The sequence below is a fragment of the Bradyrhizobium sp. in8p8 genome, assembly GCF_000426845.1.
GTDB lineage: Bacteria > Pseudomonadota > Alphaproteobacteria > Rhizobiales > Xanthobacteraceae > Bradyrhizobium > Bradyrhizobium japonicum_C.
On the sequence record NZ_AUGD01000003.1, the window covers coordinates 182,343 to 206,976 of the forward strand.

General features: G+C 65.0%; 19 protein-coding genes, 1 tRNA gene and 1 riboswitch. Of the genes, 13 read left to right on the forward strand and 7 right to left on the reverse strand.

The annotated features are described in order from the left end of the window. The first annotated feature begins 75 nt into the window (after positions 1–75). The 4 genes from K408_RS0110975 (at position 76) to cysN (ending at position 5,831) form a co-directional block, all read left to right on the forward strand. Positions 76–1,794, forward strand: a complete 1,719-nt coding sequence (locus K408_RS0110975) for a methyl-accepting chemotaxis protein (protein WP_028145863.1) — start codon at positions 76–78, stop codon at positions 1,792–1,794. 154 nt (positions 1,795–1,948) lie between these two features. Next, positions 1,949–2,968: a sulfotransferase family protein gene (locus K408_RS0110980; RefSeq protein WP_024338744.1), complete on the forward strand. Its 1,020-nt coding sequence runs from the start codon at positions 1,949–1,951 to the stop codon at positions 2,966–2,968. Between the two features lie 5 nt (positions 2,969–2,973). Beyond that, positions 2,974–3,936, forward strand: a complete 963-nt coding sequence (gene cysD, locus K408_RS0110985; RefSeq protein ID WP_028145864.1) for a sulfate adenylyltransferase subunit CysD — start codon at positions 2,974–2,976, stop codon at positions 3,934–3,936. After that, on the forward strand, positions 3,936–5,831 hold the full coding sequence (gene cysN / locus K408_RS0110990; RefSeq protein WP_024338742.1) for a sulfate adenylyltransferase subunit CysN: 1,896 nt from the start codon (positions 3,936–3,938) through the stop codon (positions 5,829–5,831). The genes cysD and cysN overlap by 1 nt, the downstream gene beginning before the upstream one ends. Positions 5,832–5,878: 47 nt before the next feature. Here the strand turns inward: cysN and K408_RS0110995 are convergent, their stop codons facing one another. After that, positions 5,879–6,082: a DUF1674 domain-containing protein gene (locus K408_RS0110995; RefSeq protein WP_024338741.1), complete on the reverse strand. Its 204-nt coding sequence runs from the start codon at positions 6,080–6,082 to the stop codon at positions 5,879–5,881. A 189-nt stretch (positions 6,083–6,271) separates the two neighbouring features. Here K408_RS0110995 and K408_RS0111000 point away from each other — a divergent pair, with 189 nt between their 5' ends. From K408_RS0111000 to purH, 3 genes are all read left to right on the forward strand, one after another. Further along, the gene (locus K408_RS0111000) at positions 6,272–7,618 is read left to right on the forward strand and encodes an RsmB/NOP family class I SAM-dependent RNA methyltransferase (RefSeq protein WP_024338740.1); all 1,347 of its coding nucleotides are present in this window, start codon (positions 6,272–6,274) and stop codon (positions 7,616–7,618) included. A gap of 156 nt (positions 7,619–7,774) precedes the next feature. Beyond that, positions 7,775–9,493 carry a heparinase II/III family protein gene (locus tag K408_RS0111005; RefSeq protein ID WP_024338739.1) on the forward strand — a complete coding sequence of 573 codons (1,719 nt, stop codon included), beginning with the start codon at positions 7,775–7,777 and terminating at the stop codon, positions 9,491–9,493. A 56-nt stretch (positions 9,494–9,549) separates the two neighbouring features. Beyond that, positions 9,550–9,631, forward strand: a riboswitch (ZMP/ZTP riboswitch). A gap of 24 nt (positions 9,632–9,655) precedes the next feature. Further along, the gene (purH, locus tag K408_RS0111010; protein ID WP_024338738.1) at positions 9,656–11,248 is read left to right on the forward strand and encodes a bifunctional phosphoribosylaminoimidazolecarboxamide formyltransferase/IMP cyclohydrolase; all 1,593 of its coding nucleotides are present in this window, start codon (positions 9,656–9,658) and stop codon (positions 11,246–11,248) included. A 154-nt stretch (positions 11,249–11,402) separates the two neighbouring features. Here the strand turns inward: purH and K408_RS0111015 are convergent, their stop codons facing one another. Further along, positions 11,403–12,761, reverse strand: coding sequence for an MFS transporter (locus K408_RS0111015; protein ID WP_028145865.1), 1,359 nt, complete (start codon positions 12,759–12,761; stop codon positions 11,403–11,405). A gap of 129 nt (positions 12,762–12,890) precedes the next feature. Between K408_RS0111015 and ggt the strand changes: the two genes are divergently transcribed. Both ggt and K408_RS0111025 read left to right on the forward strand, forming a co-directional pair. After that, entirely contained in the window at positions 12,891–14,639 is a 1,749-nt protein-coding gene (gene ggt / locus K408_RS0111020; protein WP_024338736.1) for a gamma-glutamyltransferase, read from the forward strand. Between the two features lie 97 nt (positions 14,640–14,736). Continuing rightward, on the forward strand, positions 14,737–16,032 hold the full coding sequence (locus tag K408_RS0111025; RefSeq protein ID WP_024338735.1) for an MFS transporter: 1,296 nt from the start codon (positions 14,737–14,739) through the stop codon (positions 16,030–16,032). A 118-nt stretch (positions 16,033–16,150) separates the two neighbouring features. Here K408_RS0111025 and K408_RS0111030 read toward each other — a convergent pair whose 3' ends face one another. Further along, positions 16,151–16,816 carry a glutathione S-transferase family protein gene (locus K408_RS0111030; RefSeq protein ID WP_024338734.1) on the reverse strand — a complete coding sequence of 222 codons (666 nt, stop codon included), beginning with the start codon at positions 16,814–16,816 and terminating at the stop codon, positions 16,151–16,153. 166 nt (positions 16,817–16,982) lie between these two features. On the opposite strand from K408_RS0111030, the gene K408_RS0111035 reads away from it, so the two are divergent. The 4 genes from K408_RS0111035 to panE all read left to right on the forward strand — a co-directional run bounded on the left by K408_RS0111035 (position 16,983) and on the right by panE (position 20,718). Then, positions 16,983–17,561, forward strand: a complete 579-nt coding sequence (locus tag K408_RS0111035; RefSeq protein ID WP_028145866.1) for a DUF2239 family protein — start codon at positions 16,983–16,985, stop codon at positions 17,559–17,561. 87 nt (positions 17,562–17,648) lie between these two features. After that, complete coding sequence (locus tag K408_RS0111040) at positions 17,649–18,998, forward strand: MATE family efflux transporter (RefSeq protein ID WP_024338732.1); 1,350 nt, start codon at positions 17,649–17,651, stop codon at positions 18,996–18,998. An 89-nt stretch (positions 18,999–19,087) separates the two neighbouring features. Then, the gene (locus K408_RS0111045; protein ID WP_024338731.1) at positions 19,088–19,696 is read left to right on the forward strand and encodes a 2-hydroxychromene-2-carboxylate isomerase; all 609 of its coding nucleotides are present in this window, start codon (positions 19,088–19,090) and stop codon (positions 19,694–19,696) included. Between the two features lie 98 nt (positions 19,697–19,794). Further along, complete coding sequence (panE, locus tag K408_RS0111050; protein ID WP_024338730.1) at positions 19,795–20,718, forward strand: 2-dehydropantoate 2-reductase; 924 nt, start codon at positions 19,795–19,797, stop codon at positions 20,716–20,718. Between the two features lie 78 nt (positions 20,719–20,796). Here the strand turns inward: panE and K408_RS0111055 are convergent, their stop codons facing one another. The 4 genes from K408_RS0111055 to K408_RS0111070 all read right to left on the reverse strand — a co-directional run bounded on the left by K408_RS0111055 (position 20,797) and on the right by K408_RS0111070 (position 24,375). After that, positions 20,797–21,390 (reverse strand): c-type cytochrome, encoded by a 594-nt coding sequence (locus K408_RS0111055; RefSeq protein WP_024338729.1) that lies wholly within the window; start codon positions 21,388–21,390, stop codon positions 20,797–20,799. Positions 21,391–21,580: 190 nt separating this feature from the next. Continuing rightward, the gene (locus tag K408_RS0111060) at positions 21,581–22,855 is read right to left on the reverse strand and encodes a PQQ-dependent sugar dehydrogenase (protein ID WP_024338728.1); all 1,275 of its coding nucleotides are present in this window, start codon (positions 22,853–22,855) and stop codon (positions 21,581–21,583) included. 380 nt (positions 22,856–23,235) lie between these two features. Next, positions 23,236–24,222, reverse strand: coding sequence for an NAD-dependent epimerase/dehydratase family protein (locus K408_RS0111065; protein WP_024338727.1), 987 nt, complete (start codon positions 24,220–24,222; stop codon positions 23,236–23,238). A 78-nt stretch (positions 24,223–24,300) separates the two neighbouring features. Then, a tRNA-Gly gene (locus K408_RS0111070) sits at positions 24,301–24,375 on the reverse strand. Positions 24,376–24,634 lie beyond the last annotated feature (259 nt).

Below are 24,634 nucleotides of genomic sequence, written 5' to 3' on the forward strand. Positions count from 1 at the left end.
CATTGAATGTTTTCCAAATCTCAATCTTTGGTTGCGAAGACCTTTGAGGTGCGGTCACAGTCCAAGGAGGCGGCGGTGGGATCATTCAGGTTTCGCATTGGAACCAAGCTCGGCATCGTGACGGGTATAAGCGTCGTGCTCGTCGGCGGTATGCTGACGAACCAGATGCTCGGCAACCGATCGATTGCCGAATCCAATCGTCTGGTCACGATCAACTATCTCAACAAGGGTAATGCCCAGGCGGCCCAGACGGCGATGGCGCGGGCACAGATCGCAGCTCTCGAAATCGGCGCGGCGCCCTCAGGCGGAGAGGTCGACAGGCTCCTCGAGATTCTCCGCGCCCGGGCCGGTGAAGCCGGCACGGAAATCGATGCCGCGACGGAGCGGGCAACGCGGAAAGTCACTCAAGACGCCTACCGTGAGACAAGGAAGTTCGTCGATGCATATCTGGCCAGCGGCATCGAACTGGCGGCAGCGCAAAAGGCCATCATCGGCGCCGCTGCCGGAGGCGCCAGGATTGCTGCGGAATCGGCCAAGGCCAGCATCCTTGCAGAGCGCATGCGTCCAGCAGCCCTGGAGGTCAGCAAGCGCATCGACGACCTGGTCGGCGTTGCCAACGAATTCGCCGCGCGCCGCAAGGGCGAGATGCTGGCCGAACTGGATCGCGTCGCCAATTTCGCATTGATCGTCGGCATGTTCGTCGTCCTGACGTTGATCGGCTCCGCGGTCTTTTCCGTGTTGAGCATCGCCCGGCCGATCCGGCGCATCGGCGACGTGCTCCTGGATCTCGCCCGCGGCAACAAGGCGGTCGAGATTCCCTACACCGGCCGCGGCGACGAAGTCGGCGACAACGCCCGCGCAGCTCAGACCTTCAAGGAGAATCTGATCCGCATCGAGCAGATGGAAGCGGAGCAGAAGGAACAGCAAACCGCTGCGGCCGCTCAGCGCAAGGAAGAGATGACCCGGCTCGCCGGCGCGTTCGAGGCTGCAGTCGGCGGCATCATCGCCTCTGTATCCGCAGCTTCGCAACAACTCGAGGCCGCGGCCGGCACATTGTCCGAGACGGCGGAACAGACCCAGCAGCTCTCGGGAATGGTCGCGGCTGCCTCGGAGGAAGCATCTACCAACGTCGGAGCCGTGGCGTCCGCCGCCGAGGAGATGAGCACATCGGTCGTCGAGATCGGCCGCCAGGTGCATGATTCCAGCCGTATCGCCAGCGATGCAGTCAAGCAGGCCGAGCGAACCGACATGCGGATCAACGAATTGCTCAAGGCGGCAGGCCGAATTGGCGACGTCGTCAAATTGATCACCGCGATAGCCGAGCAGACCAACCTCCTGGCGCTGAACGCAACGATCGAGGCGGCGCGCGCCGGCGAATCGGGCCGCGGCTTTGCCGTTGTTGCGAGCGAAGTCAAGGCGCTGGCCGCGCAGACCGCGCGAGCGACTGAGGAGATCAGCGCTCAGATCGCGGGGATGCAATCGGCGACGGAGGACTCCGTCGGCGCGATCAAGGAGATCGGCGCGACCATCGCCCGCATCTCGGACATCTCGACGACCATCGCAGCCACCATCGAACAGCAGGGTGCCGCGACGGCCGAGATTGCGCGTAACGTCAGCGAAGCCGCCAAGGGTACCGTGGAAGTCGCGGACAAGATCTCGCATGTCAGTCAAGGTGCGAGCGCCACCGGCGCGGCGTCGGGACAAGTCCTCGCATCGGCGCGGTCGCTATCGAGCGAGAGCAGCCTCCTGAAGGTGGAGGTCGAGAAGTTCCTCAACACGGTGCGCGCGGCTTGATCCCACGACCACGTCGGCGAGTGCTCGCAGCGCTCGCCGATGTGCACGGTACCCCGGAGTTTCCCGGGTTTGACCGCCCCGATTGACAACTCTAAGCTGCATATGATCGAGCAAGCAACTTTGCTTGCTGAAGATGCTGCAGTGAGCTCCCCACATGAATATTGACGGGACTTCCCCCGATTCGTGCGAACGAATCGCCGATCTGCTTCGACAACAGCCCAGCGCCCTCGACAGCTTGCCGCTTTCGCCCGTAGGCGAGTTCCAGACCAGGACCGTCACGCTCGAGACCTTGACGCGTGAGGTCACCGAATGCCTTGCGCAGAACTTCCGGGATCGCCCGGCGGAAGACTTTCCGATACTTTACTTTGCATGCGGCAAGGCTCGGGTCGGCTCGACGGCTCTGAGCAATCTCTTCGGCATGACGGGGATGCCCTCATATTATCAACCGCTGAAGGCGATCTTGCGCGACGCGCTCGTCGACCGCCCGCTGACGCCCTGGATCGTGCCCTCGGCGAAGGACGAGCCGCACATCTTCAGCAAGGAAACGATCGGGCCCTACGTGCTTGCCGAGAGCCTGTTCAATCCACTGCAGCTCCTGGTCGAGGCCGGCTATCCGCGTCACCGGCTGCATCTCATCATGCTCGATCGCGAGCCGGCGAGCTCGCTGGCGTCGTGGCTCGACAAGCTGATCTCGCGCGCGCCTGCAGATACCTTGCTGCGGCACTATGTCGTCGCCGCTCTCAGCGCGTCCCGTGTCGCGATCTACGCCCAGCGACAGGGCATTCCCGTCACTCATTATGTCTACGAGGTCAGCAAGGAAGCGCTGGCGTCGATCCGGGTCTTGTTCGACCGCCTCGGCCTTTCGAGCAGCTTCACGGAGAGTGCCGTGACGTCATGGCGGGAGCCGGGAGACGCGTCAGCAAGCAATGCACGCGTCATCTTCCCGAGCGAGGCGACCATCTACAAGGTGCCCAATCTGCACACCTCCGATAGCGCCTATCGATACCAGCGCCGGACCACGGCCTCGCTGGGCGAAGCCCAGCTCGCGGTTCTGGAGCGTTGCGGGGTCAACGATGCCTACCGCGCCTCGGTTGCAGCCTGCGTTCGCGATCTCGGCCTGAGCGCCGCAACGTCGGCACGCCTGTTCGGCGACTGGTTTGCTGCGGCCGCGTGATCAGCATGCTGGACATTCCCAGGACCGCCGAATCCGCCCTCCCTGGACGCGCCGGCGGCAAACAGCTTCACGCCGCCAGCCATCTTCGACGCCTGGAGGCTGAAAGCATCCACATCCTGCGGGAGACGGCAGCCGAGTTCCGCAAACCCGTCATGCTGTATTCCGTCGGGAAAGACTCTTCGGTGCTGCTGCATCTGGCGATGAAGGCGTTTCATCCTGGAAAGCCGCCGTTTCCGCTGCTGCACGTCGATACGACCTGGAAGTTTCGCGAGATGATCGCGTTTCGCGACCGCCGCGCACGCGAACTCGGCCTCGACCTCATCATCCACACCAACAACGACGGATTGAGCCAGGGCATCGACCCCTTCACCCACGGCTCGGCCCGCTACACCGACGTGATGAAGACGCAGGCTCTGCGACAGGCGCTGGACCTCCACGGCTTCGACGCGGCGATCGGAGGGGCGCGGCGCGACGAGGAGAAGTCGCGCGCCAAGGAGCGCGTGTTCTCGCACCGGAGCGCGGCACATCGCTGGGATCCGAAGAACCAGCGTCCAGAGCTCTGGGGCCTGTACAACACGGTGCTCGCGCCCGGCGAGAGCATGCGGGTGTTTCCGCTATCGAACTGGACCGAGCTCGACGTCTGGGACTACATCCTGCTCGAGGACATCCCGATCGTACCGCTCTATCTCGCCGCTTCGCGGCCCGTAGTCGAGCGCGACGGCGCGCTGATCATGGTGGACGATGCCCGGATGCCGATGCGGCCCGGCGAAGAACCGCAATGGCGATCCGTCAGGTTCCGCACCCTGGGTTGCTATCCTCTCACCGGCGCGACGAGTTCGACGGCGGCAACCCTGCCAGCGATCGTGCGGGAAATGATGGCGTCGCGCAGCTCCGAACGACAGGGGCGCGTGATCGACCGGGACAGTCCTGCATCGATGGAGCGCAAGAAGGCGGAAGGCTATTTCTGATGTCCTATCACGAGGCACCGACGATCGCTGTGACCGATGCGCCGCGGCTCGGGCAGGACGATCGGCCGACGCTGCGCTTCGTTACCTGCGGCAGTGTCGACGACGGCAAGAGCACGCTGGTCGGTCGCCTGCTCTACGATTCGAAGACGCTGCTCGACGACCAGCTCGACGCGCTCGCCTCCGAGAGCAAGACCGCCGGCACCACCGGGGGCGATCTCGATTTCGCGCTGCTGGTCGACGGATTGCAGGCCGAGCGCGAGCAGGGCATCACCATCGACGTCGCGTACCGGTTCTTCGCCACGCGGCTACGCCGCTTCATCGTCGCTGATACGCCGGGGCATGCGCAATACACGCGCAACATGGCGACCGGCGCCTCTAACGCCGATCTAGCCGTGGTGCTGGTCGACGCGCGCAGGGGCGTGATCACGCAGACGCGGCGCCATAGCCACATCCTGTCGCTCCTGGGCATCCGTCGCGTCGTGCTCGCCGTGAACAAGATGGACCTGATCGGATTCGACGGCGACCGCTTCTCGGCCATCGCCGCCGAATACCTGACGCTCGCCGGGCAGCTCGGGATCTCCGAGGTCCAGTGCATCCCCGTCGTGGCACCCGATGGCGACAACATCGTTGCCGCGAGCGCGCGGATGCCCTGGTACACGGGGCCGACCGTTACCGCCTATCTGGAAGCCGTGGACGTGGCCGGCGACGTCTCGCAGCGGCCGTTCCGGTTGCCGGTGCAATGGGTCAACCGGCCGAACGCTGAGTTTCGCGGCTTCTGCGGACGCATCGCGAGCGGAACGATCGCAGTCGGAGACGCGGTACGCGCGCAACCATCGGGACACCAGACCCACGTCGCACGCATTCTAACGCCCGCCGGCGAATGCAATTGCGCAGGGGCAGGCGAATCCATCACGCTTACGCTGGTCGACGAGATCGACGTCAGCCGCGGCGACGTGCTGACCGGCGGATCTGCCGCGCCGGTCTCGGATCAGCTCGCGGCGCATCTCGTCTGGTTCGACGAGGAACCCATGGTGGCGGGCCGGCGCTATTTGCTAAAATGCGGCACCGCCTCGACCGGCGCCGTGATCACGACGCTGAAGCACCGGATCGCCATCGACACCATGGCGAAGGAAGGCGCCACCAGGCTCGATGTCAACGAGATAGGCTACGTTCATATCGATCTCGATCGTCCCCTGGTGTTCGAGTCCTATCGCGATGACCGTGACATCGGCAGCTTCATTCTGATCGATCCTATCAGCCATCGCACGGCCGCGGCAGGAATGATCGACGTTTCGCTTCGCCGCGCCACCAACATTCATTGGCAGCAGCGTGCCGTCGACAAATCGGTGAGGGCGCGGCTGAAGCAGCAACGGCCCTGCGTGCTGTGGTTCACGGGGCTGAGCGGTGCCGGCAAATCGACGATCGCCGATCTCGTCGACCGACGGCTTGCCGAGCTCGGACGCCATGCAGCACTGCTCGACGGCGACAATCTCCGCCACGGCATCAACCGCGACCTCGGTTTTTCGAACGCAGAAAGGATTGAAAACGTCCGGCGCGTGGCCGAGATCGCGGCGCTGTTCGTCGATGCCGGCTTGATCGCGCTGGTCGCGCTGATCTCGCCGTTCCGCAGCGAGCGAGAGCTGGCACGCCAGCGGCTCGAGGCCGGGGAGTTCATCGAGATCCATGTCGCGACTCCGCTTGCCGAATGCGAGCGCCGCGATCCGAAAGGACTTTATCGCAAGGCACGAGCGGGCGACTTGCCGGCATTCACCGGCATCGCGCAGCCCTACGAGGCGCCGCCGGCACCGGAGATCACCATCGATACGTCGGAACTGTCGAGCGAGGCGGCGTGCGAGCGCATCATCAGCTACCTGCGAGAGCACAATTACCTGTAGCGACCGGAACGAGCCTGCCAACGCTGCCCTGCCTCTTCGGCAGATGTTCAGAAGTCGGAAGCGATGCCCTTGCGCTCCCAGTCGCCATAGCGTGTGGGCTCGGGCCCTTTCGGCCCCTGCAACTCCTTTGCCCTGGCCTCATCCTTGGCCAGCGCAGCCGCAGCCTGCCGACGAGCCTCGGCTTCCGCCAGCGCGCGCTGGGCGGCCGGGGATAGTGGCTTGCGATCGGGAACGGGAGGCTGGTCACTCATCGCCCAGCTTTCTAGCGCAGGATCAGGTGCAATGCGATCCCCAATAACGCATTCCTGAAATCGGGCCCAAGGGCTGAAAAAACCCGCAAGCGATTCTTACATTTGGCATATTCGCGTGTCAGAGATCGGGCTCTCCAGGCATGCGCCCATTGCGGCGGAACTGCCGCTCGCTCAGAACCTTGCTTCCGCATGCCATCTCAACGTTTCGCTCCTCCATCCGAAGTGCCTGGTCTTGCAGCACGGCGGATCGCCGCCGACATCGTCGACGGCGTGCTGCACAAGCACCGTACGCTCGACGATCAGCTCGACGGCAGCGGCGCCCATCCCGGATTGAAGACGCTGCCCGATCGCGATCGCGCGCTGATGCGCCGCCTCGTTGCGACTGTGCTGCGCCGGCTCGGCACGCTCGGCCATGTGCTGTCACGCCTGCTCGACAAGGGCATTCCCTCCGATGCGCCGCGCGCGCAGAGCGCGCTTCTGATCGGCGCCGCGCAGATCCTCTGGATGGACGTGCCGGACCACGCCGCGGTCGATCTCTCCGTTCGCCTCGTGCAGTCCGACCGCCGCGCCGCGCGCTATGCCGGCCTCGTCAACGCCGTGCTGCGCCGCTGCGCGCGCGAGGGCAAGGCGCTGATCGATGAAGTCGCGACGCAATCGCAGGACCTGCCGCCGTGGCTGCTCGCGCGCTGGAGCGCGCATTACGGCGAGACGACCGCGCGAGAGATGGCACTCGCGCTCGGCCACGAGCCCTCGCTCGATCTGACGATGAAGTCCGACCCCGCACAATGGGCGAGCCGCCTGCATGGCGAGACACTGCCGACGGGAACCGTGCGCATGCTGCTGCACGGGTCGGTGACCATGCTGCCTGGCTTCGCCGAAGGACAATGGTGGGTGCAGGACGCCGCCGCCTCGCTGCCGGCCCGGCTGTTCGGCGACGTGAAAGGCAAGTCCATTGCCGATCTCTGCGCCGCGCCGGGCGGCAAGACCGCGCAGCTGGCACATGCCGGCGCGCATGTCACGGCCGTCGACCGCTCGCCGGCGCGAGTGGCACGCTTGCGCGAGAACCTGGCGCGACTGTCGCTCCAGGCCGAGACTGTCGTCGCTGACGCCGTGGAATGGGCCGGGCCGGCCGAGGCCTTCGACGGCATTCTGATCGATGCGCCCTGCACCTCGACCGGTACGATCCGCCGTCATCCCGACGTGGCATGGCTGCGGCAGGAATCCGATATCGCCGCCCTGGCCGCGCTCCAGCAGCGGCTGCTCAGAAAATCGTTGTCGCTGCTCAAGCCCGGCGGGACGCTGGTCTATTGCACCTGCTCGTTGGAGCCCGAGGAGGGCGAGCAGGCCGTGGCGGCGCTGCTCGCCGCGGAGCCCGCGCTTCGGCGCGTCCCGATTGAGGCGTCGGAGGTTGCGGGCCTCGACGAAATCCTCAGCCGGGACGGCGATCTTCGCACCCTGCCCTGCCATCTGCCGAACGCCGATCCCAAGCTCGGCGGCCTCGACGGATTTTTCGCGGCCCGGCTCGTTAAATCCTGATTTTGCACTGGATTTTGCGACCACGACCCTGATTCGCGCCAATCAAGGTGGTGTCGGGCGTCCGATTTTGGGATTAATAAGGATTCGTTGCTGATCCTCTCCCCATCAAGGCAAGGCGTGTCGGTCGCTCAACGCAGACATATCTCGGCGCTGGTCATGAACCGCTTCGCGCGGAACGTGCTCGCGCGCGCGAGCGGCGGTTCCGTTGCGGTGTCGCGAGTCTGGCCGGGCCGCACCGATCGCCTCATCATCGCGCCACACGATCTACGCACCGCGGACGCGACCCGGGCCGCCGAAATCTACGCCGGCCGCTTCGTTTTCGCCGGCAAGATCGTCAATTGCCACGGCCGTTCGATCTTCGATCTCGAGCCCCCATCGGAGGATTGGGAGGTTGCGCTGCTCGGCTTCGGCTGGTTGCGCCATCTTCGCGCCGCCGACACGGCGCTGACGCGGGCGAATGCGCGCGCGTTGATCGAGGACTGGATCGCCAACCCCGCCAACAAGCGCCGTCCCGTCGCGCGCCGTGCCGACGTGCTGGCCCGACGCGTGATCTCGCTGCTGTCGCAGGCGCCCTTGGTGCTTAGCGAGACCGACAACAAGTTCTATCGCCGCTATCTGCGTGCCCTGGCACGCGAGATCCGCTTCCTGCGCTATACCATGGTCGACATTCCGGACGGGGTGCCGAAGCTCCAGGTGCTGATCGCGCTGTGCTACGCATCCCTGTGTCTCGCCAACCAGACGCGTCACATCCGCAGCGCATCGAAGAAGCTGTCAGACGAATTGCAGCGGCAGATCCTGCCCGACGGCGGACACATTTCCCGCAACCCGGGCGCGCTGATCGAACTCTTGATCGACCTGCTGCCGCTGCGGCAGACCTTTGCCGCGCGCAACATCGCGCCGCCGCCGGCGCTGCTCAATGCGATCGACCGCATGATGCCGATGCTGCGGTTCTTTCGGCACGGCGATGGCAATTTCGCGCTGTTCAACGGCATGAGCGCGACATCTTCGGATCTGCTCGCCACGCTGCTCGCCTATGACGACACCCACGGCGTGCCGATGGCGAACATGCCGCATACCGGCTTCCAGCGCCTCGACGCCGGCCAGACCACGGTGATCATCGACACTGGGCCGCCGCCGCCCGCGGGCGTCAGCCACGACGCCCATGCCGGCTGCCTCTCGTTTGAACTGTCTTCCGGCACCAGCCGGATCGTCACCAATTGCGGCATGCCGACCACGGGCCGCGACAATTGGCGGCCTTTCGCACGCAGCACGGCGGCGCATTCGACGCTGACCTACCACGACACCTCATCATGTCAGTTCGTGGAGATGTCGGCGATGAAGCGGCTGCTCCACGGCGCGCCCGTCACCAGTGGCCCGGTCGAGGTGGAGAGCTATCGCGAGGTCGTGCAGAACGGCACGCTGCTCACGACCTCACACGACGGCTATCTCGCCAGGTTCGGAGCGATCCATCGCCGCGTGCTGATGATCGCCGATGACGGCGCGCGCATCGACGGCGAGGACACGCTGTCGCCGCCGCAGGGCGGACGCTTCAAGGGCGCGGACGCCGATTTCGCGCTGCGCTTCCATCTGCATCCGGCGGTCAAGGCGAGCCGGTTGTCGGACGCGCGCGGCGTCATGCTGGTGCTGCCGAACCGCGACGTCTGGACCTTCGAAGCATTGGACGACAAGGTCGATCTCGAGGACAGCGTATTCCTGGCCGGCAACGATGGGCCGCGGCGGACCGCCCAGATCGTGATCCGTCAGAATGCCCGCCAGGCCCCCTCGATCCGCTGGAGTTTTGTCCGTTCCACCGCCTCGCCGGCCGTGACCAATGCCCGCCGCAACGCTCGCCGCGAGCCGGAACTTCCGCTGTAACGCGAGAATTCTACGCATCTCGTCGTTGTGAAAACGGGCGAAAGCTGCTAACGAACGCGCGCTCGCGCGACTGGCGACCTTGGATGGAGCACCATCGGGAAGCGCGGGACATAGAAGCCGCGCGCCTGGGCATAGACACTCCCTCAACAGAGGATCTTGCTCATGACTGACCATCCCCGCCGCGTCACCCGCGCCCTGCTATCCGTTTCCGACAAGACCGGCCTGATCGAGTTCGCCAAGGCGCTTGCCGCGCAAGGTGTCGAGCTGGTCTCGACCGGCGGCACTGCAAAAGCGATTGCCGCGGCCGGCCTCAAGGTGAAGGACGTCTCCGACCTCACCGGCTTTCCCGAGATGATGGACGGCCGCGTCAAGACGCTGCATCCCAAGGTCCACGGCGGCCTGCTCGCCATCCGCGACAACAAGGAGCATGCGGAGGCGATGAAGGCGCACGGCATCGCGCCGATCGACCTTCTGGTCGTCAATCTCTATCCGTTCGAAGCGACGGTCGAGAAGGGCGCCGGCTTCGAGGATTGCATCGAGAACATCGACATCGGCGGTCCCGCGATGATCCGCGCGGCCGCCAAGAACCATGACGACGTTGCCGTGGTGGTCGAAGCGCAGGATTATCAGTCCGTGCTCGACGAGCTCGCCGCCAACAAGGGCGCGACCACGCTGAAACTGCGCCGGCGCCTTGCCGCGAAGGCCTATGCCCGCACCTCGGCGTATGACTCCGCAATCTCGAACTGGTTCAACCGCCAGCTCGAGATCGATGCACCCGACTTCCGCGCCTTCGGCGGTCGGCTGATCCAGTCGCTGCGCTATGGCGAGAACCCGCATCAGACCGCGGCGTTCTACGCGACGCCCGACAAGCGTCCGGGCGTCTCCACGGCACGGCAGCTCCAGGGCAAGGAGCTTTCCTACAACAACATCAACGACACGGATGCGGCCTATGAATGCATCGGCGAGTTCGACGCCAAGCGCACCGCGGCCTGCGTCATCGTCAAGCATGCCAACCCCTGCGGCGTCGCCGAAGGATCGAACCTCGTCGAGGCCTATCGCCGGGCGCTGGCCTGCGATTCCACATCCGCGTTCGGCGGCATCATCGCGATGAACCGTCCGCTCGACGCCGACACCGCGCGCGAGATCACCAAGATCTTCACCGAAGTCATCATCGCGCCCGATGCCAGCGAGGAGGCGATCGCCATCATCGGCGGCAAGAAGAACCTCCGCCTGTTGCTCGCCGGCAGCCTGCCCGATCCGCGTGCGCCGGGCCTCACCGCCAAGACGGTGGCTGGCGGTCTCCTCGTGCAGAGCCGCGACAACGCCGTGGTCGACGACATGACCTTCAAGGTCGTGACGAAGCGTGCGCCGACGGAGGCCGAGATGCGCGACCTGAAATTCGCATTCCGGGTGGCCAAGCACGTCAAATCCAATACCATCATCTATGCCAAGGATCTCGCCACCGTCGGCATCGGCGCGGGCCAGATGAGCCGGGTGGACTCGGCGCGGATCGCCGCGCGCAAGGCGCAGGATGCGGCCAACGAGCTGAAGCTCGCCGAGCCGCTCACCAAGGGATCGGTCGTGGCCTCGGACGCATTCTTCCCGTTCGCCGACGGCATGCTCGCCTGCATCGAAGCCGGCGCCACCGCCGTGGTGCAGCCCGGCGGCTCGATGCGCGACGACGAGGTGATCAAGGCCGCCGACGAGCACGGCATCGCCATGGTGTTCACGGGGACGCGGCACTTCAGGCATTGAGCTAGGACGAACTCACCGACTTCGTCATGGCGCGCGCAGCGAAGCAATCCGGAATTTTCCCGCAGAGGAAGTCTGGATTGCTTCGTCGCTGCGCTCCTCGCAATGACGTGGAGAGAGTTGCGCTCGCAACGACGGGGTTGATAGCGGCCCGCAGCTACTTCCGCACCCGCATCAGCAGCCCCAGTCCCGCAACGAAGAACACCACCAGCACGGCCATGCCGGCCTTCTGGCTGGCGGTCACCGCGGTGATCGTGCCGATCAACAGCGGGCCGATGAAGGACGTCACCTTTCCGGTCAGCGCGAACAGGCCGAAATACTGCGCGATGCGATCCTTCGGTGCGAGGTGGATCAGCAGCGTGCGCGAGGCAGCCTGGAGCGGGCCGCCAGCCGCACCGATGAGGCAGCCCAGCAAGAGATAGGCGCGCTCGGCCGCGCTCGAGAACAGAGGAGCGCCTGCTTGCGGCGGCGCGACCTTGACGAACAGGACACTTTCCTTGTCGACCAGAAGGATCGCGGCCACCGCCAGCAGCAGGACGAGCAGACTGCCGGCAATGACGCGCTTCGGCCCGAGACGATCATCCAACTTGCCGCCGAGCCATGCGCCGAACGCGCCGGCGATCGCGAGCATGATGCCGAAGGTGCCGATCTGGATCGTGTGCCATCCGAACGTACCCGCGGCATAGATGCCCCCGAACGCGAACAGCGACACCAGACCATCGGTGTAGATCATGTTGGCGAGCAGGAACGCTGCGAGCGACTTCTGCTTCGGCAGCCGCTTGATCGATTGCTTCAGCTCGGACAGACCTTCGCGCAGCGCTTCGCCCAGCGGTCGTTTCGCCGGATAATCCGGCGTGAACAGGAACATCGGCGTGACGAAGATGATGAACCACAGGCCGGTCAACGGCCCGGCGGCACGGTCACCCTGGCGCATGACGGGATCGAGCCCGAACAATGGCGAGAGTCCGAGCAGCGTGCGACCGGTCTCGGGATTGGCCGCGAAAAGGCCGAGCACGATGATCAGACTGACGATGCCACCGATGTAGCCCGTGGCCCAGCCGGTGCCGGAGAGCCGGCCCATCCGTTCCGGAGGCACCAGGGTCGGCATCATCGCATTGTTGAAGACCGTGGCGAACTCCGCTCCGACGCTGGCGAGCGCGACCGCGGTGAGCAGCAACGGAATGATGGCGTGATCGCCGGGTCTGCCGATCCATAGCGTGCAGGACGCCACCACCAATACCGCGCCGAAACCTGCGATCCATGGCTTCCTGCGGCCAGATGCATCCGCGATAGCCCCGAGCACCGGCGACAGCAGCGCGATCGAAAGGCCTGCCGCGGCCATTGCAAAGGCCCACAGCGATTGGCCGGTGGCCGGATTTGGCGCGACGCTGGTGGCGAAATAGGGAGCGAACACGAAGGTCGTGATCAGCGTGAAATAGGGCTGCGCCGCCCAATCGAAGAAGATCCAGCTGACGACGGCGGCACGCGGCGGATAGGTCGGCGCTGCGCCGGCCATGCGCACGTCGGGAACGATCGTCGTGGTCACGCAATCCTCATCACGAACAGTTTTGCCTCTGTTGGAGCAAACCGTATAGCATTGCAGCGAGGCGTGTGAACTGGCCCGAGGCCGCGGCGGAAGTTTGATATGTCATCGTATTCGACACGGCGGACATTTTTCGCCTTCATTGCCACTCTGGCGTTTGGTTTCGCTCCCGCGACCGCACAGGATGCGCGGCAGGGCTATGTCCCGCCCGCGCGCGACATGGTGCGCGCCGTCGCCGCCGAGCACGGCATGGTGGTGGCGCAGGAGAAGCTGTCCGCGCAGATCGGCGCCGACATCCTGCGGCGCGGCGGCAATGCGGTCGACGCTGCGGTCGCGACCGGCTTTGCCATGGCGGTGACCTACCCGCGCGCGGGCAATATCGGCGGCGGCGGCTTCATGGTGATCCATTCCGCCGATCGCAACGAGGACATCACGATCGACTATCGCGAGACGGCGCCGGCCGCCGCCACGCCGCAGATCTTCCTCGGCGCTGACGGCACACCCGATGCTGCAAAATCACGCGATTCCGCGCTCGGCATCGGCATACCCGGCACGGTCGCGGGCCTCGCGCTGGCACTGGACAAGTACGGCTCGGGCCGGTTCACGCTGGCACAATTGCTCGCGCCCGCCATCGCGCTCGCCCGCGACGGCATCATCGTCAACGACGACATCGCCGATACGCTGCCGAGCTGGCACCGGCGGCTGGCGCGCTGGCCTGCCTCGGCCAGGATCTTCTCGCGGCCGGACGGCACGCCGCTGGGCGAAGGCGACCGACTGGTGCAAGCCGATCTCGCCGAAACACTGTCGGCCGTCGCCGCACAGGGACCACGCGGCTTCTACGAGGGACCAGTCGCGGAGAAACTCGCCAAGGCGGTGACTGACGCCGGCGGCATCATGACGCCGGCCGACCTCAAGGCCTATCAGCCGGTGATCCGCGCACCGGTGCGCGGCAGCTATCGGGGCTATGACATCGTCTCGATGCCGCTGCCGTCGTCCGGCGGCGTGGTGCTCGTCGAGACGCTCAATATCCTCGAAGGCTATCAGCTTGCCGATCTGAAGCAGGGATCGGCGGCATCCCTGCATCTCTTGATCGAGGCCATGAAGCGTGCCTATGCCGACCGCGCGCGCTATCTCGGCGATCCCGCCTTCGTCAACGCACCGATCGAGACGCTGATCGCGAAAGATTATGCGTCCAAGCTGCGCGCAGGCATCTCTTCCGAACGCGCCACGCCGTCGAAGGAACTCGTGTCCGCTTCTGCTGGGCCGCGCGAGGGCAGCAACACCACACATTTCTCCGTCGTCGATGCCCGCGGCAACGCCGTCAGCAACACCTACACGCTGAACTTCAGCTACGGCGTCGGCCTCGTCGCCGATGGCACCGGCGTACTGCTCAACAACGAACTCGACGATTTCACCGCGGCAGTCGGCGCCTCCAATGCCTATGGCCTCATCGGCTTCGAGGCCAACCTGCCAGGGCCGGGAAAACGGCCGCTCTCCTCGATGTCTCCGACGATCGTGCTGAAGGAGGGCAAGCCGGTGCTGGTGACGGGCTCGCCCGGCGGCAGCCGCATCATCTCGACCGTGCTCCAGGTGATCGTGAACGTCCTCGACTACAAAATGGATGTCGCGGCCGCAGTCGCAGCACCACGGCTGCATCACCAATGGCTCCCGGACGAGGTGCGCGTCGAGCGCGGGTTCCCCAGCGATGTTCTGGGCGAACTGAAGGCGATGGGTCACCACATCGTCGAACCGATGGGGCAGACATCGGCCAATTCGATTTGCGTGACAGCGGAGGGACCGCTCGGCGCGGCCGATCCGCGGACGCGCGGCGCGGAAGCGGCGGGGCAGTAGCCGCGTCATTGCATGGCACGGGAGCGCAGGCCCGCTAGCTCTCGCTGCCATGCGTGCTACCAATGCGCAGCCTTCGAGAAACTGCCGGGAAACGCACATGACCACCTCGGATCCGAACCAGCGCATCGAACGTGCTGAGATCGAGGACACCAGCCTGCTCGCCTTCTATCGCGACATGAACATGCCGGAGCGGCGGACGTTCTGGGCCTGCGCCGCGGGCTGGGCACTCGACGGCATGGACTTCATGATCTATCCGCTGGTGATCGGCACCATCATCGCCCTGTGGAAGGTCGATGCGGCCTCGGCCGGCCTTGCCGGCACGGTCACGCTGCTCGCCTCCGCCATCGGAGGCTGGCTCGGCGGTTATCTGTCCGATCATATAGGGCGGGTCAGGACGCTCCAGATCACGATCATCTGGTTCTCGTTCTTCTCGCTGATCTGCGCGTTCGTGCAGAGTTTCGACCAGCTGCTGATTGCCCGCGCCTTGCTCGGTCTCGGCTTCGGCGGCGAGTGGGCCGCCGGTGCGGTGCTGATGGGCGAGGCGATCCGGCCGCAATATCGCGGACGCGCCGTCGGCTCGGTGCAATCGGGATGGGCGGTCGGCTGGGGCCTCGCCGTGCTGTCGCAGGCGGTCCTGTTCTCACTGATGCCGGCGGAGACGGCGTGGCGCTGGATGTTCGTGATCGGCGCGCTGCCGGCGCTGCTCGTGTTCTACATCCGCCGGTCGGTCACTGAGCCCCAGATCTCGGCAGAGACCCGCGCAAGACAGGCTGCGAGCGGCGATCGGCCGGCACTCTGGGAAATCTTCTCCGGCCCGATCCTCAAGACCACGATCCTGGCGTCTCTGATGGCCACGGGCTGCCAGGGCGGCTACTACGCCGTCACCTTCTGGGTACCGCAGTTCCTGACCAAGGAGCGGCATCTCTCGATCGTCGGCTCGACTGGGTATCTGGCGACGCTGATCATCGGCTCCTTTATCGGTTATCTCGTCGGTGCGTGGCTCGCCGACCGGATCGGACGACGCAATCTGTTTCTGATCTTCTCGATTGGCGCGATGGCGGTCGTGCTGCTTTATACGCAACTGCCGCTGACGAACGAGATTCTCTGGGTGCTCGGTTTCCCGCTCGGCTTCTTCGCTTCGGGCTATTTCTCAGGGATCGGCGCGTTCCTGACCGAGCTCTACCCGACACGGCTGCGTGGCTCCGGCCAGGGTTTTTGCTACAATTTCGGTCGTGGCATCGGCGCGCTGTTTCCGTTCCTGGTCGGCGCGCTATCGGCGACGACGTCGCTGGCAAATGCGATCGCGATTTTTGCGGTGGTGGCTTACGCCGTGTTCTTCATCGCCGCGTTCGCGCTGCCGGAGACGCGCGGACGCGTGCTGTACGCGGATTGATCGAGAGGCGCCGTTCCGGGGCGCTCGAACGCGAACCATGGTGCGCGACTGCGCACCTGAGAACCTCGGAATTCCGGGTTCGGTGCTCGGCACCGCCCCGAGATGACGATGGAAACAATCACCGCCCGACCTGATACGGTCCGCCCTTCTCCAGCGCGCGCTTGTAGGCTGGCCGCGCATGGATTCGCTCCAGGAATGCCATCGCCTTGGGATGGCCCTGCTCGAGCCCACCACGCGCTTGGGCTGCTTCCAGCGGAAAGCTCATCTGGATGTCGGCCGCGGTGAATTCGCTGCCGGCGAACCACTCGGCTTTGCCAAGCTCGCCTTCCCAATAGTCCATGTGCTGCTTGAGCTGCGGATTGACCAGCGCGGTCAGCGCCTGGTTGCAGACCTTGCGCACCAGCGGACGCAGCAGTGCCGGCGCGCGCTTCGGCATCAGCGTGAATAGGAGCTTGAGCAGCAGCGGCTGCATCGCGGATCCTTCCGCATAGTGCAGCCAATAGGTGTAGCGCAGCCGCTCCGGCGTGTTCGGTGGGGGGATCAGCCGGCCATTGCCGTAGGTGGCGATGATGTATTCGATGATCGCGCCCGACTCGGCAATGGTGTTGCCGTTGTCGGTGATGACGGGCGACTTGCCGAGCGGATGGATGGCGCGCAGCTCCTTCGGCGCGCGCATGTCCGGCTGGCGCTGATAGCGCACGATCTCGTAAGGAACGCCCAGCTCCTCGAGCAGCCACAGCACGCGCTGCGAGCGGGAATTGTTGAGGTGGTGAACGGTCAGCATCGTGGATCCTCAAGGCTTGGACGTGGTCGATCCGCCGCGCCGTTCGTGCCAGCCCGGGAACACATTGTCGAGCCACCGCTGCGGGTATTTTCACCCGGATATATTGACGTCGTTAATTTACCCGGGTATTAAAGTTGGTAATACGATCAATAGGGTCATGATTCCAATGCACGGGACCTACACAGCTTTTGCCGGCCAGTGCCGGCTGGCCTCCGGTACGGCGGGCGATGTCGCGCTCGCGGTCAAGCGGGCGACACAGCCGCTGGACCATCCGATCATCATCTTCGACGACGGCACGGGCCGGTCGATCGACTTCGACCTGCGCGGCGACGATCGTGAGGTGCTGGCGCGGCTGGCGCAGCTCATGCCGCCGGCCGAGACGGCTGAAGCACCCAGCGAGCCACGCGGCCGCGGCCGGCCGAAACTCGGCGTGGTCGCGCGGGAGGTGACGTTGCTGCCGCGGCACTGGGAGTGGCTCAACGCCCGACCCGGCGGCGCCTCGGTCGCGCTGCGCAAGCTTGTCGAAGAGGCGCGGCGCGCCAGCGGCGACAAGGATCGCGAGCGTCAGGCGCGTGATGCGGCTTATCGCTTCATGTCGGCCATGGCCGGCGATCTGCCGCAGTTCGAGGAGGCCTCGCGCGCGCTGTTCGCGGACGACCGGCGGCGCTTCACCGGACTGATAGCCGACTGGCCGGCTGATATCCGCGACCACATCGTCAAGCTCGCCTACAGCGACCGCGCTTAAGGCACCGTTCTCATAACCCCATCGACGGCCGGGCCACGCGTGCTTCGCGTGGCAACGGCTTCGCACGTCCTGATGAAAGGCCGATCCATGTCCGCCCCGAAGCCGCTCTGGACCACGTTCGTCCGCTTCCTCGCACCCCTGATGCTGAGCAACGCGCTGCAATCGCTGTTCGGCACCGTCAGCAACGTCTATCTCGGCCAGATGATCGGCGTCGACGCGCTCGCCGCGGTCTCGGCCTTCTTTCCGGTGATGTTCTTTCTCTTCGCCTTCGTCATGGGCCTCAGCACCGGCGCCACCGTGTTGATCGGCCAGGCCTTTGGCGCAGGCGAGCACGGCCGGATCAAGATCATCGCGGGCACGACGCTCGCAGTCGGCCTGCTGCTGTCGATTCCGATCGCACTGATTGGCGGGCTCTGCAGCCGTGAACTGATGATGGTGCTCGCCACGCCGCCGGACATTCTCGATCAGGCCAGCGCCTATGCGAAGGTCATGCTGCTGACCATGCCGCTCGGCTTCGTCTTCCTGCTGATCACGGCGATGATTCGCGGCGTCGGCGATGTGCTGACGCCGCTGCTGGCGCTGGCATTGTCGACTGCGATCGGCCTGATCCTGACGCCATTGCTGATCCGCGGCACGTCAGGACTGCCGGCGGCCGGAATCATCAGTCCGGCATGGGCATCGGCGATCGCCAACGCGGCGACGCTGATCGTGCTCGCGATCCATCTGCTGCGAAGGAAGCACGCGCTCGCACCGGACGCTGTCATGATGCGCCATCTTCGGCTTAACGGCGCCGTACTGCGAAACATACTCGGCATCGGGTTGCCGAGCGCCATCGGCATGATGGCCGTGGCAATCGCCGAGCTGGTGCTGCTGGGGCTCGTCAACAGCTTCGGCTCGAACGCCACGGCCGCGTACGGTGCCGTCAACCAGGTGATGGGCTACACACAGTTCACGGCGATGTCGATTTCGATCGCGGTTTCGATCCTCGGTGCGCAGGCGATTGGCGGCGGTGACAGAGCGCGCCTCGACGGCATCGTGCGCGCCGGTCTTGCGTTCAACCTCGTGCTGACCGGCGGGCTGGTGGCGCTGATCTATCTCGCGCCGCGCGCGGTGCTTGGCATCTTCATCACGGACGGCGCCGTCCTCGATCTGGCAAAAGGGCTGTTGTACATCGCCTTGTGGAGCTCGGTGCCGTTCGGCCTGGCGACGGTGTTTTCGGGTGCGATGCGTGCTGGCGGCGTCGCCTTCACGCCGATGTTGCTGTCGATCTTCGCGATCGTCGTGATCGAGCTGCCAGCCGCGGTCATCCTGAGCCGCACGATCGGCATCGACGGCGTATGGGCTGCCTATCCGATCGTGTTCTGCGCCATGTTCGTTTTGCAGATGGGCTATTACCTCCTGGTGTGGCGCAAGCGGGCGATCCGCCGTCTGATCTGACCGCCAAAGTATTATGACCATCATTAAACGGTGGACCTGTGGCACGCCCTGCGCCACAATGGACAAAAGCGACCTCAGGGAGAATGATCTTGACCCGTACCGCCCCGCAATTCCTGTTCGATTTCGGCAGTCCCAACGCCTATCTCAGTCATCTGGCGATTCCGGCGATCGAGCAGCGGATCGGGGTCAAGTTCGACTATGTGCCGATCCTGCTCGGCGGGATCTTCAAATCGACCAATAACAAGTCGCCGGCCGAGACGCTCGCCGGCATCAAGAACAAGCGCGAGTTCCATCGGGTCGAGACCGAGCGCTTCATCAAGCGCTTCCATGTCCAGCCCTATGTCTGGAATCCGCACTTCCCGGTCAACACGCTGAACCTGATGCGCACGGCGATCGCGGCCGAGCTCGAGGGCGTGTTCGAGCAATACGTCGAGGCCGCCTTCCATCACATGTGGCGCGAGCCCAAGAAGATGGACGACCCTGAGATCGCCGCGAAGGCGCTGGCGTCCTCCGGGCTCGACGCGCAAAAGCTGTTCGCCCGGGCCCAGGAACCCGACGTGAAGGGCAGACTGATCAAGAACACCGAGGAAGCGGTGGCGCGCGGCGCGTTCGGCTCGCCGACCTTCTTCGTCGGTGACGAGATGTTCTTCGGCAAGGAGCAGCTGCGCGAGGTCGAGGAGATGGTGTCGGGAAAGTGAAGCGCGCGAGAGGCGCGTAGCGAATAGCGGGTGGAAATCGGGCCTGCTATTCGCTACTCCCTGTTCACCACTCGCCAGGAATGGAACGGAGCATTTCCATGCGTATCCTCGTCGTCGGCGCCGGCGCCATCGGCGGCTATTTTGGCGGCAGGCTGTTGCAGGCCGGCCGCGATGTCACCTTCCTGGTCCGACCACGGCGCGCCAACGAGCTTGCGAGCGCGGGCCTCGTCATCAAAAGCCCGAATGGCGATGTGACCCTGAAAAACCCACCGACCGTGCAGGCGGACGCGCTCAAGGACAAGTTCGACGTGGTGCTCTTGAGCTGCAAGGCGTTCGACCTCGACGACGCCATCAAGTCGTTCGCCGCGGCGGTCGGGCCGAACACCGCGATCATCCCCATGCTCAACGGCATGAGGCATCTCGATACGCTGGACGCGAGGTTCGGTTCGGAGCGCGTGCTCGGCGGCCTCTGCGCCATCGCCGCAACCTTGAACGAGAAGCGCGAGGTGGTGCAGCTGCAGCCGATGCAGTCGATCAATTACGGCGAGCGCGACGGCAAGATGTCGGACCGGGTGAAGGCGATCGACGAGGCCTTCAAGAGCGGCATCACTGGCGCCACCGCGAGCGAGAACATCATGCAGGACATGTGGGAGAAGTGGGTGTTCCTCTCCTCGCTCGCGGCATCCACCAGCCTCATGCGCGCCTCGGTCGGCGACATCCTTGCCGCTCCCGGTGGCCGGGATTTCCTGCTCGGCATGCTGGACGAGACCAGCGCGGTCGCCACCGCGTCGGGTTATCCGCCGGGTGGCCCTTTCTTCGAACGCGTGAAAGGCAACCTCACCGCCGAGGGCTCGCCGATGACGGCCTCGATGTTCCGCGACATCAAGGCAGGCCTGCCGGTCGAGGCCGACCACGTGATCGGCGATCTCATTGCGCGCGCCGATGCCGCCAAGGTGCCCGTGCCGAAGCTGCGCATCGCCTATACGCATCTGAAGGCGTATGAGAGGCAGCGGGGGAGCTGATCTCATTCTCCAATGTCGTCCGGATCGGCGCCTCGCCTGTCCGGGACAACAATGGAGTTTGCGGCAGCAGCTCAGCTGCTATTTCAGATGAGCGAGATAGTGCGAGACGGCAGTGATCTCCTCGTCGCTCATGCGATAGGCCACATCGACCATCGCAGCGACGCCGTTGCCGATGCGCTGGCCGGCCTTGTAGTCGTGCAATGCCTTGACGAGATATTCCTGGCGCTGGCCGGCGAGCCGGGCGACGCCCTTGGTGCCGGCATAGCTGTCCGTGTGGCATGAGGCGCAGCGGCGACCGGCAGCCACCTGCGCGCCCTTTTTCGACAGGTCCGGATCCTTGTCCTCCGGACCTTTCGGCGGCGTGAGCTGCGAGAAGTAAGCGCCGAAATTGCGGATATCCTCGTTGGTCATCTGCTCGACGATCGGCTGCATCTGCTCGTTCTTGCGCGCACCGGCGCGGAAGAACACCAGCTGCCACTGCAGGAATTGATCGGGCTGGCCGGCGAGCGAGGGAATGTTCTCCGTCTGCGAGATGCCGTTCGCGCCGTGGCAGCCGGCGCAGGCGGAGGCTTTCTCCTTGATCGCGGCATTGTCGGCGCCGCTCGCGGAGAATGCGCCGAGCGCCAGGAGCGCAACCGCGCCCATTGCGTGCGAGAGGACTTGTCGGCGCATGAGGGAAGATTCCGATCTAGCGATGTCGTCATTCCGGGGGCGCGCCCTTGGCGCTGGCCGGGACTCCATAACCACGGATCGCGGCTATGGGTTCCGGACTTGCGCGCAAGTGGCGCAATCCGGAACGACAATGAATCAGACGGAAGGGGCTGCAGCGCCTTGCGGCCACCGCAGCCCCATGTCGTACGCGCTACTTCTTGCTGTAGCTGATGCGATAGATCGCGCCGGCCCAATCGTCGGCGACCAGGATCGAGCCGTCCTTGGCGATGATGATGTCGTTGGGACGGCCGAGATAGCCCTGGTCACCCTCGAGCCAACCGGAGGCGAAGATCTCCCGCTTGGGATTCTTGCCGTCGGGCCCGACGATCACGCGCACGATGCGCGCGCCCTGGTACTTGTGACGATTCCAGGAGCCGTGCTCGGCGATGAGGATATTGTTCTTGTACTCGGCGGGGAATTGATCGCCGGTGTAGAATTTCATGCCGAGCGGAGCGACGTGCGCGCCGAGATTCAGCACGGGGGGCGTGAACTCCGAGCACTTGTGGCCCATCGCAAACTTGTCGTCGGGCAAATTGCCCTGGTGGCAATAGGGATAGCCGAAATGCTCGCCGATCCGGTTGATCATGTTCAGCTTGTCCGAGGGCAGATCGTCGCTGATCCAGTCGCGGGCATTCTCGGTGAACCAGAGCTTGCCGGTGCGCGGATCGACGTCGCCGCCGACCGAGTTGCGGACGCCAAGCGCCCAGATTTCGGCGTTGCCGGTCTTGGGATCGACGCGGCGGATCTGCGACACGCTGGTCGGCGGAATGCCGATGTTGAACGGCGGTCCGAACGGCAGGAAGAACCAGCCTTCCTTGTCGACCGCAATGTATTTCCAGCCATGCGCGGCATAGGAGGGCATGTCGTCATAGACGACCTTGCCTTGCCCGAGATTGTCGAGATTGGCTTCGGCGTTGTCGTAGCGGATCAGCTTGTCGACGGCGATGACGTAGAGCGCGCCGTCCCTGAAGGCGAGACCGGTGGGCATGTTGAGGCCCTTGAGGACGGTCTTGACCTCCTTCTTCCCGTTGTTGTCCTTGATGGCATAGACGTTGCCGAGGCCGAACGAGCCGACGAACAGCGTGCCCTTGTCACCCCAGGCCATCTGCCGCGCCGCCAGCACGCCCGAGGCGTAGACCTCGATCTTGAAGCCGGACGGCAGCTTGATCTTCTTGACGATGTTGGCGAGCTCGGCGTCGGAGGCGCCGGTCGGCGGGCCCGAGGGCGGAGCGAGGCCCTTCTGCGCCTCGGTCTCGTCGCCGAGAAACCAATCGTCCGGCGGATGGGTCCAGAATTCCTTGGTGCCGGATTCGTATTTCTTCAGCGCCCGGTTCTTGTCCTGCTGTTGCGCATTGCCGGCGCTGGTCCCGGCGAGAATGGCCACGGCCGCAAGCGCCAACACGGATCGATGGAACATCGATGTCATCGCGTCACTCCCCTAAGGCAGCCGGCAAGGCTGCGATTTATCTTGTTTTGCTAGTCGAGAGGCGAGGTTCGGAGTCTGCTGGAGGCAGACGCAAAAAGGCTAGCACATCTGCGAGCGCTGAGAAGAGCATCGCGTGTGCTGCAGTTGCGCTCGTTCAAAATTGAGACGGAGTGTCGATGAGGCACGAGCACCGCGTCGGCAGCGCTCTCGCTGCAACGCGGAATCCGACGGACAGGAGCTCGCCTTCGGACAGCGCAAGAGAGGGGCCAACACCCAAACTGCGAAAACAACCCCATGCACAGTAGAACGGCGCAGGCCGCTCCGCGCGCGGTGACGCCGGACAGACACTTGATGCACCGAGAGAAATGACGAGCGCGGGCTCACGGGGCGACGGGGTAGGGCCCGCCGTCAAACAGCCTGTCGTGATAGCCTTTCGATCCGACCTCGCGCGCCAGTGCGCTGCGGAAATCGCGGTCATCCCGCAGGCTGCGCAGCACATGCGCGAAGTCGAATTCAGGCCGCCAGCCGAGCTCGCGCCGCGCGCGGTCGTTGACATAGACGCGGTCGATCGCGGGGAAGAGGCGCCAGCCACGCGCCGCGTAGAGCCGCGCGCACTCCGGATGGAGCTCGCGCACGACGCTCGCCGCATCGCGCGCCAGCGCCGCCAGATGACGTTGCTCGAACGGGCTCGTCGCCGAGACGATGTAGCGGCCAAAGCCGATCTTCGGTGCGCGCTCGACGGCGAGCAGATGCGCGCTCACCGCATCCGCGATATCGAGCCGGCGATAGAGCAGCTCGTTGGCCTGCGCGTTATCGAGCGCGTAGGCCGACCGCATCAAAGGATCGTCGTCCTCCTCGGGGAAGAAGCGCGAGGTCCGCAACACGACGACGGGCAAGCGGCGTTCGCGAAAGAACAGCTCGCAGAGAGTCTCGGCCATCAGCTTGGTCGTGCCGTAGATGTTCTTCGGCACCGGCGCCAGGTCCTCGGTAACCCACACGGCCGCCTCTCCCGCCTCGGGACGAAGCTGCGAACCGAACGCGCTGGTGGTGCTGGTGAAGACGAAGCTCCTCACGCCCGCCGCCGCGGCCGCCTCAAGCAGGTTGAGCGTGCCCGTGACGTTAGTGTCGACAAAGTCCTGCTTGGAGTGCGTCGCCACATGCGGCTTGTGCAGCGTCGCGGTGTGGATGACGGCGGTGACGCCGTCCATCTGGCGCCGCATGAAGGCGGGATCGACGATGGAGCCGACAGCATCAGTGAAGGGGGAGGGCTTTAGATCGATCCCGCGGGCAGGCGACCCGCGCTCACGGAGCGTCCGCAGGATGGCCTCCCCGAGGTGGCCGGCGCTGCCGGTGATCAAAATGGTCATGTCGAACCCAACAATTCAGCCGTCAGCGGCGTGGAAACCACGGCCCGACCCTGGCTTAGCTGGACGCTTGGGAAAAACTGGAGCGGGCGAAGGGGCTCGAACCCTCGACCCCGACCTTGGCAAGGTCGTGCTCTACCACTGAGCTACACCCGCATCCTGTGTCGGTCGCGTGACGCGCCGGCAACGGCTGTCGTATGCCAAAAGCGGACAGGGAATGCAACAGCTACCGGCGGCATCAATGCGCAATCGGAGGCCCTATATGGACCCCGGATGCGGCCAAACCGCGCGAAAGTGCCCCGGAACCGGCGAATCGGGTCGCCTGGATTGAAATTCGGCCCATTCGGCCCAATTTAGGAGCCAACAGCAAGCATATGATATGGCGGCGTGCTAAGAGCCGCCATTCCAGACATGA

What these genes read in the sequence shown, in the direction of transcription:
- K408_RS0110980 (WP_024338744.1), top strand. Translation starts at nt 1,949, where the DNA reads ATGAATATTGACGGGACTTCCCCCGATTCGTGCGAACGAATCGCCGAT.
- cysD (WP_028145864.1), top strand. Translation starts at nt 2,974, where the DNA reads ATGCTGGACATTCCCAGGACCGCCGAATCCGCCCTCCCTGGACGCGCC.
- cysN (WP_024338742.1), top strand. Translation starts at nt 3,936, where the DNA reads ATGTCCTATCACGAGGCACCGACGATCGCTGTGACCGATGCGCCGCGG.
- K408_RS0110995 (WP_024338741.1), bottom strand. Translation starts at nt 6,082, where the DNA reads ATGAGTGACCAGCCTCCCGTTCCCGATCGCAAGCCACTATCCCCGGCC.
- K408_RS0111000 (WP_024338740.1), top strand. Translation starts at nt 6,272, where the DNA reads ATGCCATCTCAACGTTTCGCTCCTCCATCCGAAGTGCCTGGTCTTGCA.
- K408_RS0111005 (WP_024338739.1), top strand. Translation starts at nt 7,775, where the DNA reads ATGAACCGCTTCGCGCGGAACGTGCTCGCGCGCGCGAGCGGCGGTTCC.
- purH (WP_024338738.1), top strand. Translation starts at nt 9,656, where the DNA reads ATGACTGACCATCCCCGCCGCGTCACCCGCGCCCTGCTATCCGTTTCC.
- K408_RS0111015 (WP_028145865.1), bottom strand. Translation starts at nt 12,761, where the DNA reads ATGGCCGGCGCAGCGCCGACCTATCCGCCGCGTGCCGCCGTCGTCAGC.
- ggt (WP_024338736.1), top strand. Translation starts at nt 12,891, where the DNA reads ATGTCATCGTATTCGACACGGCGGACATTTTTCGCCTTCATTGCCACT.
- K408_RS0111025 (WP_024338735.1), top strand. Translation starts at nt 14,737, where the DNA reads ATGACCACCTCGGATCCGAACCAGCGCATCGAACGTGCTGAGATCGAG.
- K408_RS0111030 (WP_024338734.1), bottom strand. Translation starts at nt 16,816, where the DNA reads ATGCTGACCGTTCACCACCTCAACAATTCCCGCTCGCAGCGCGTGCTG.
- K408_RS0111035 (WP_028145866.1), top strand. Translation starts at nt 16,983, where the DNA reads ATGCACGGGACCTACACAGCTTTTGCCGGCCAGTGCCGGCTGGCCTCC.
- K408_RS0111040 (WP_024338732.1), top strand. Translation starts at nt 17,649, where the DNA reads ATGTCCGCCCCGAAGCCGCTCTGGACCACGTTCGTCCGCTTCCTCGCA.
- panE (WP_024338730.1), top strand. Translation starts at nt 19,795, where the DNA reads ATGCGTATCCTCGTCGTCGGCGCCGGCGCCATCGGCGGCTATTTTGGC.
- K408_RS0111055 (WP_024338729.1), bottom strand. Translation starts at nt 21,390, where the DNA reads ATGCGCCGACAAGTCCTCTCGCACGCAATGGGCGCGGTTGCGCTCCTG.
- K408_RS0111060 (WP_024338728.1), bottom strand. Translation starts at nt 22,855, where the DNA reads ATGACATCGATGTTCCATCGATCCGTGTTGGCGCTTGCGGCCGTGGCC.
- K408_RS0111065 (WP_024338727.1), bottom strand. Translation starts at nt 24,222, where the DNA reads ATGACCATTTTGATCACCGGCAGCGCCGGCCACCTCGGGGAGGCCATC.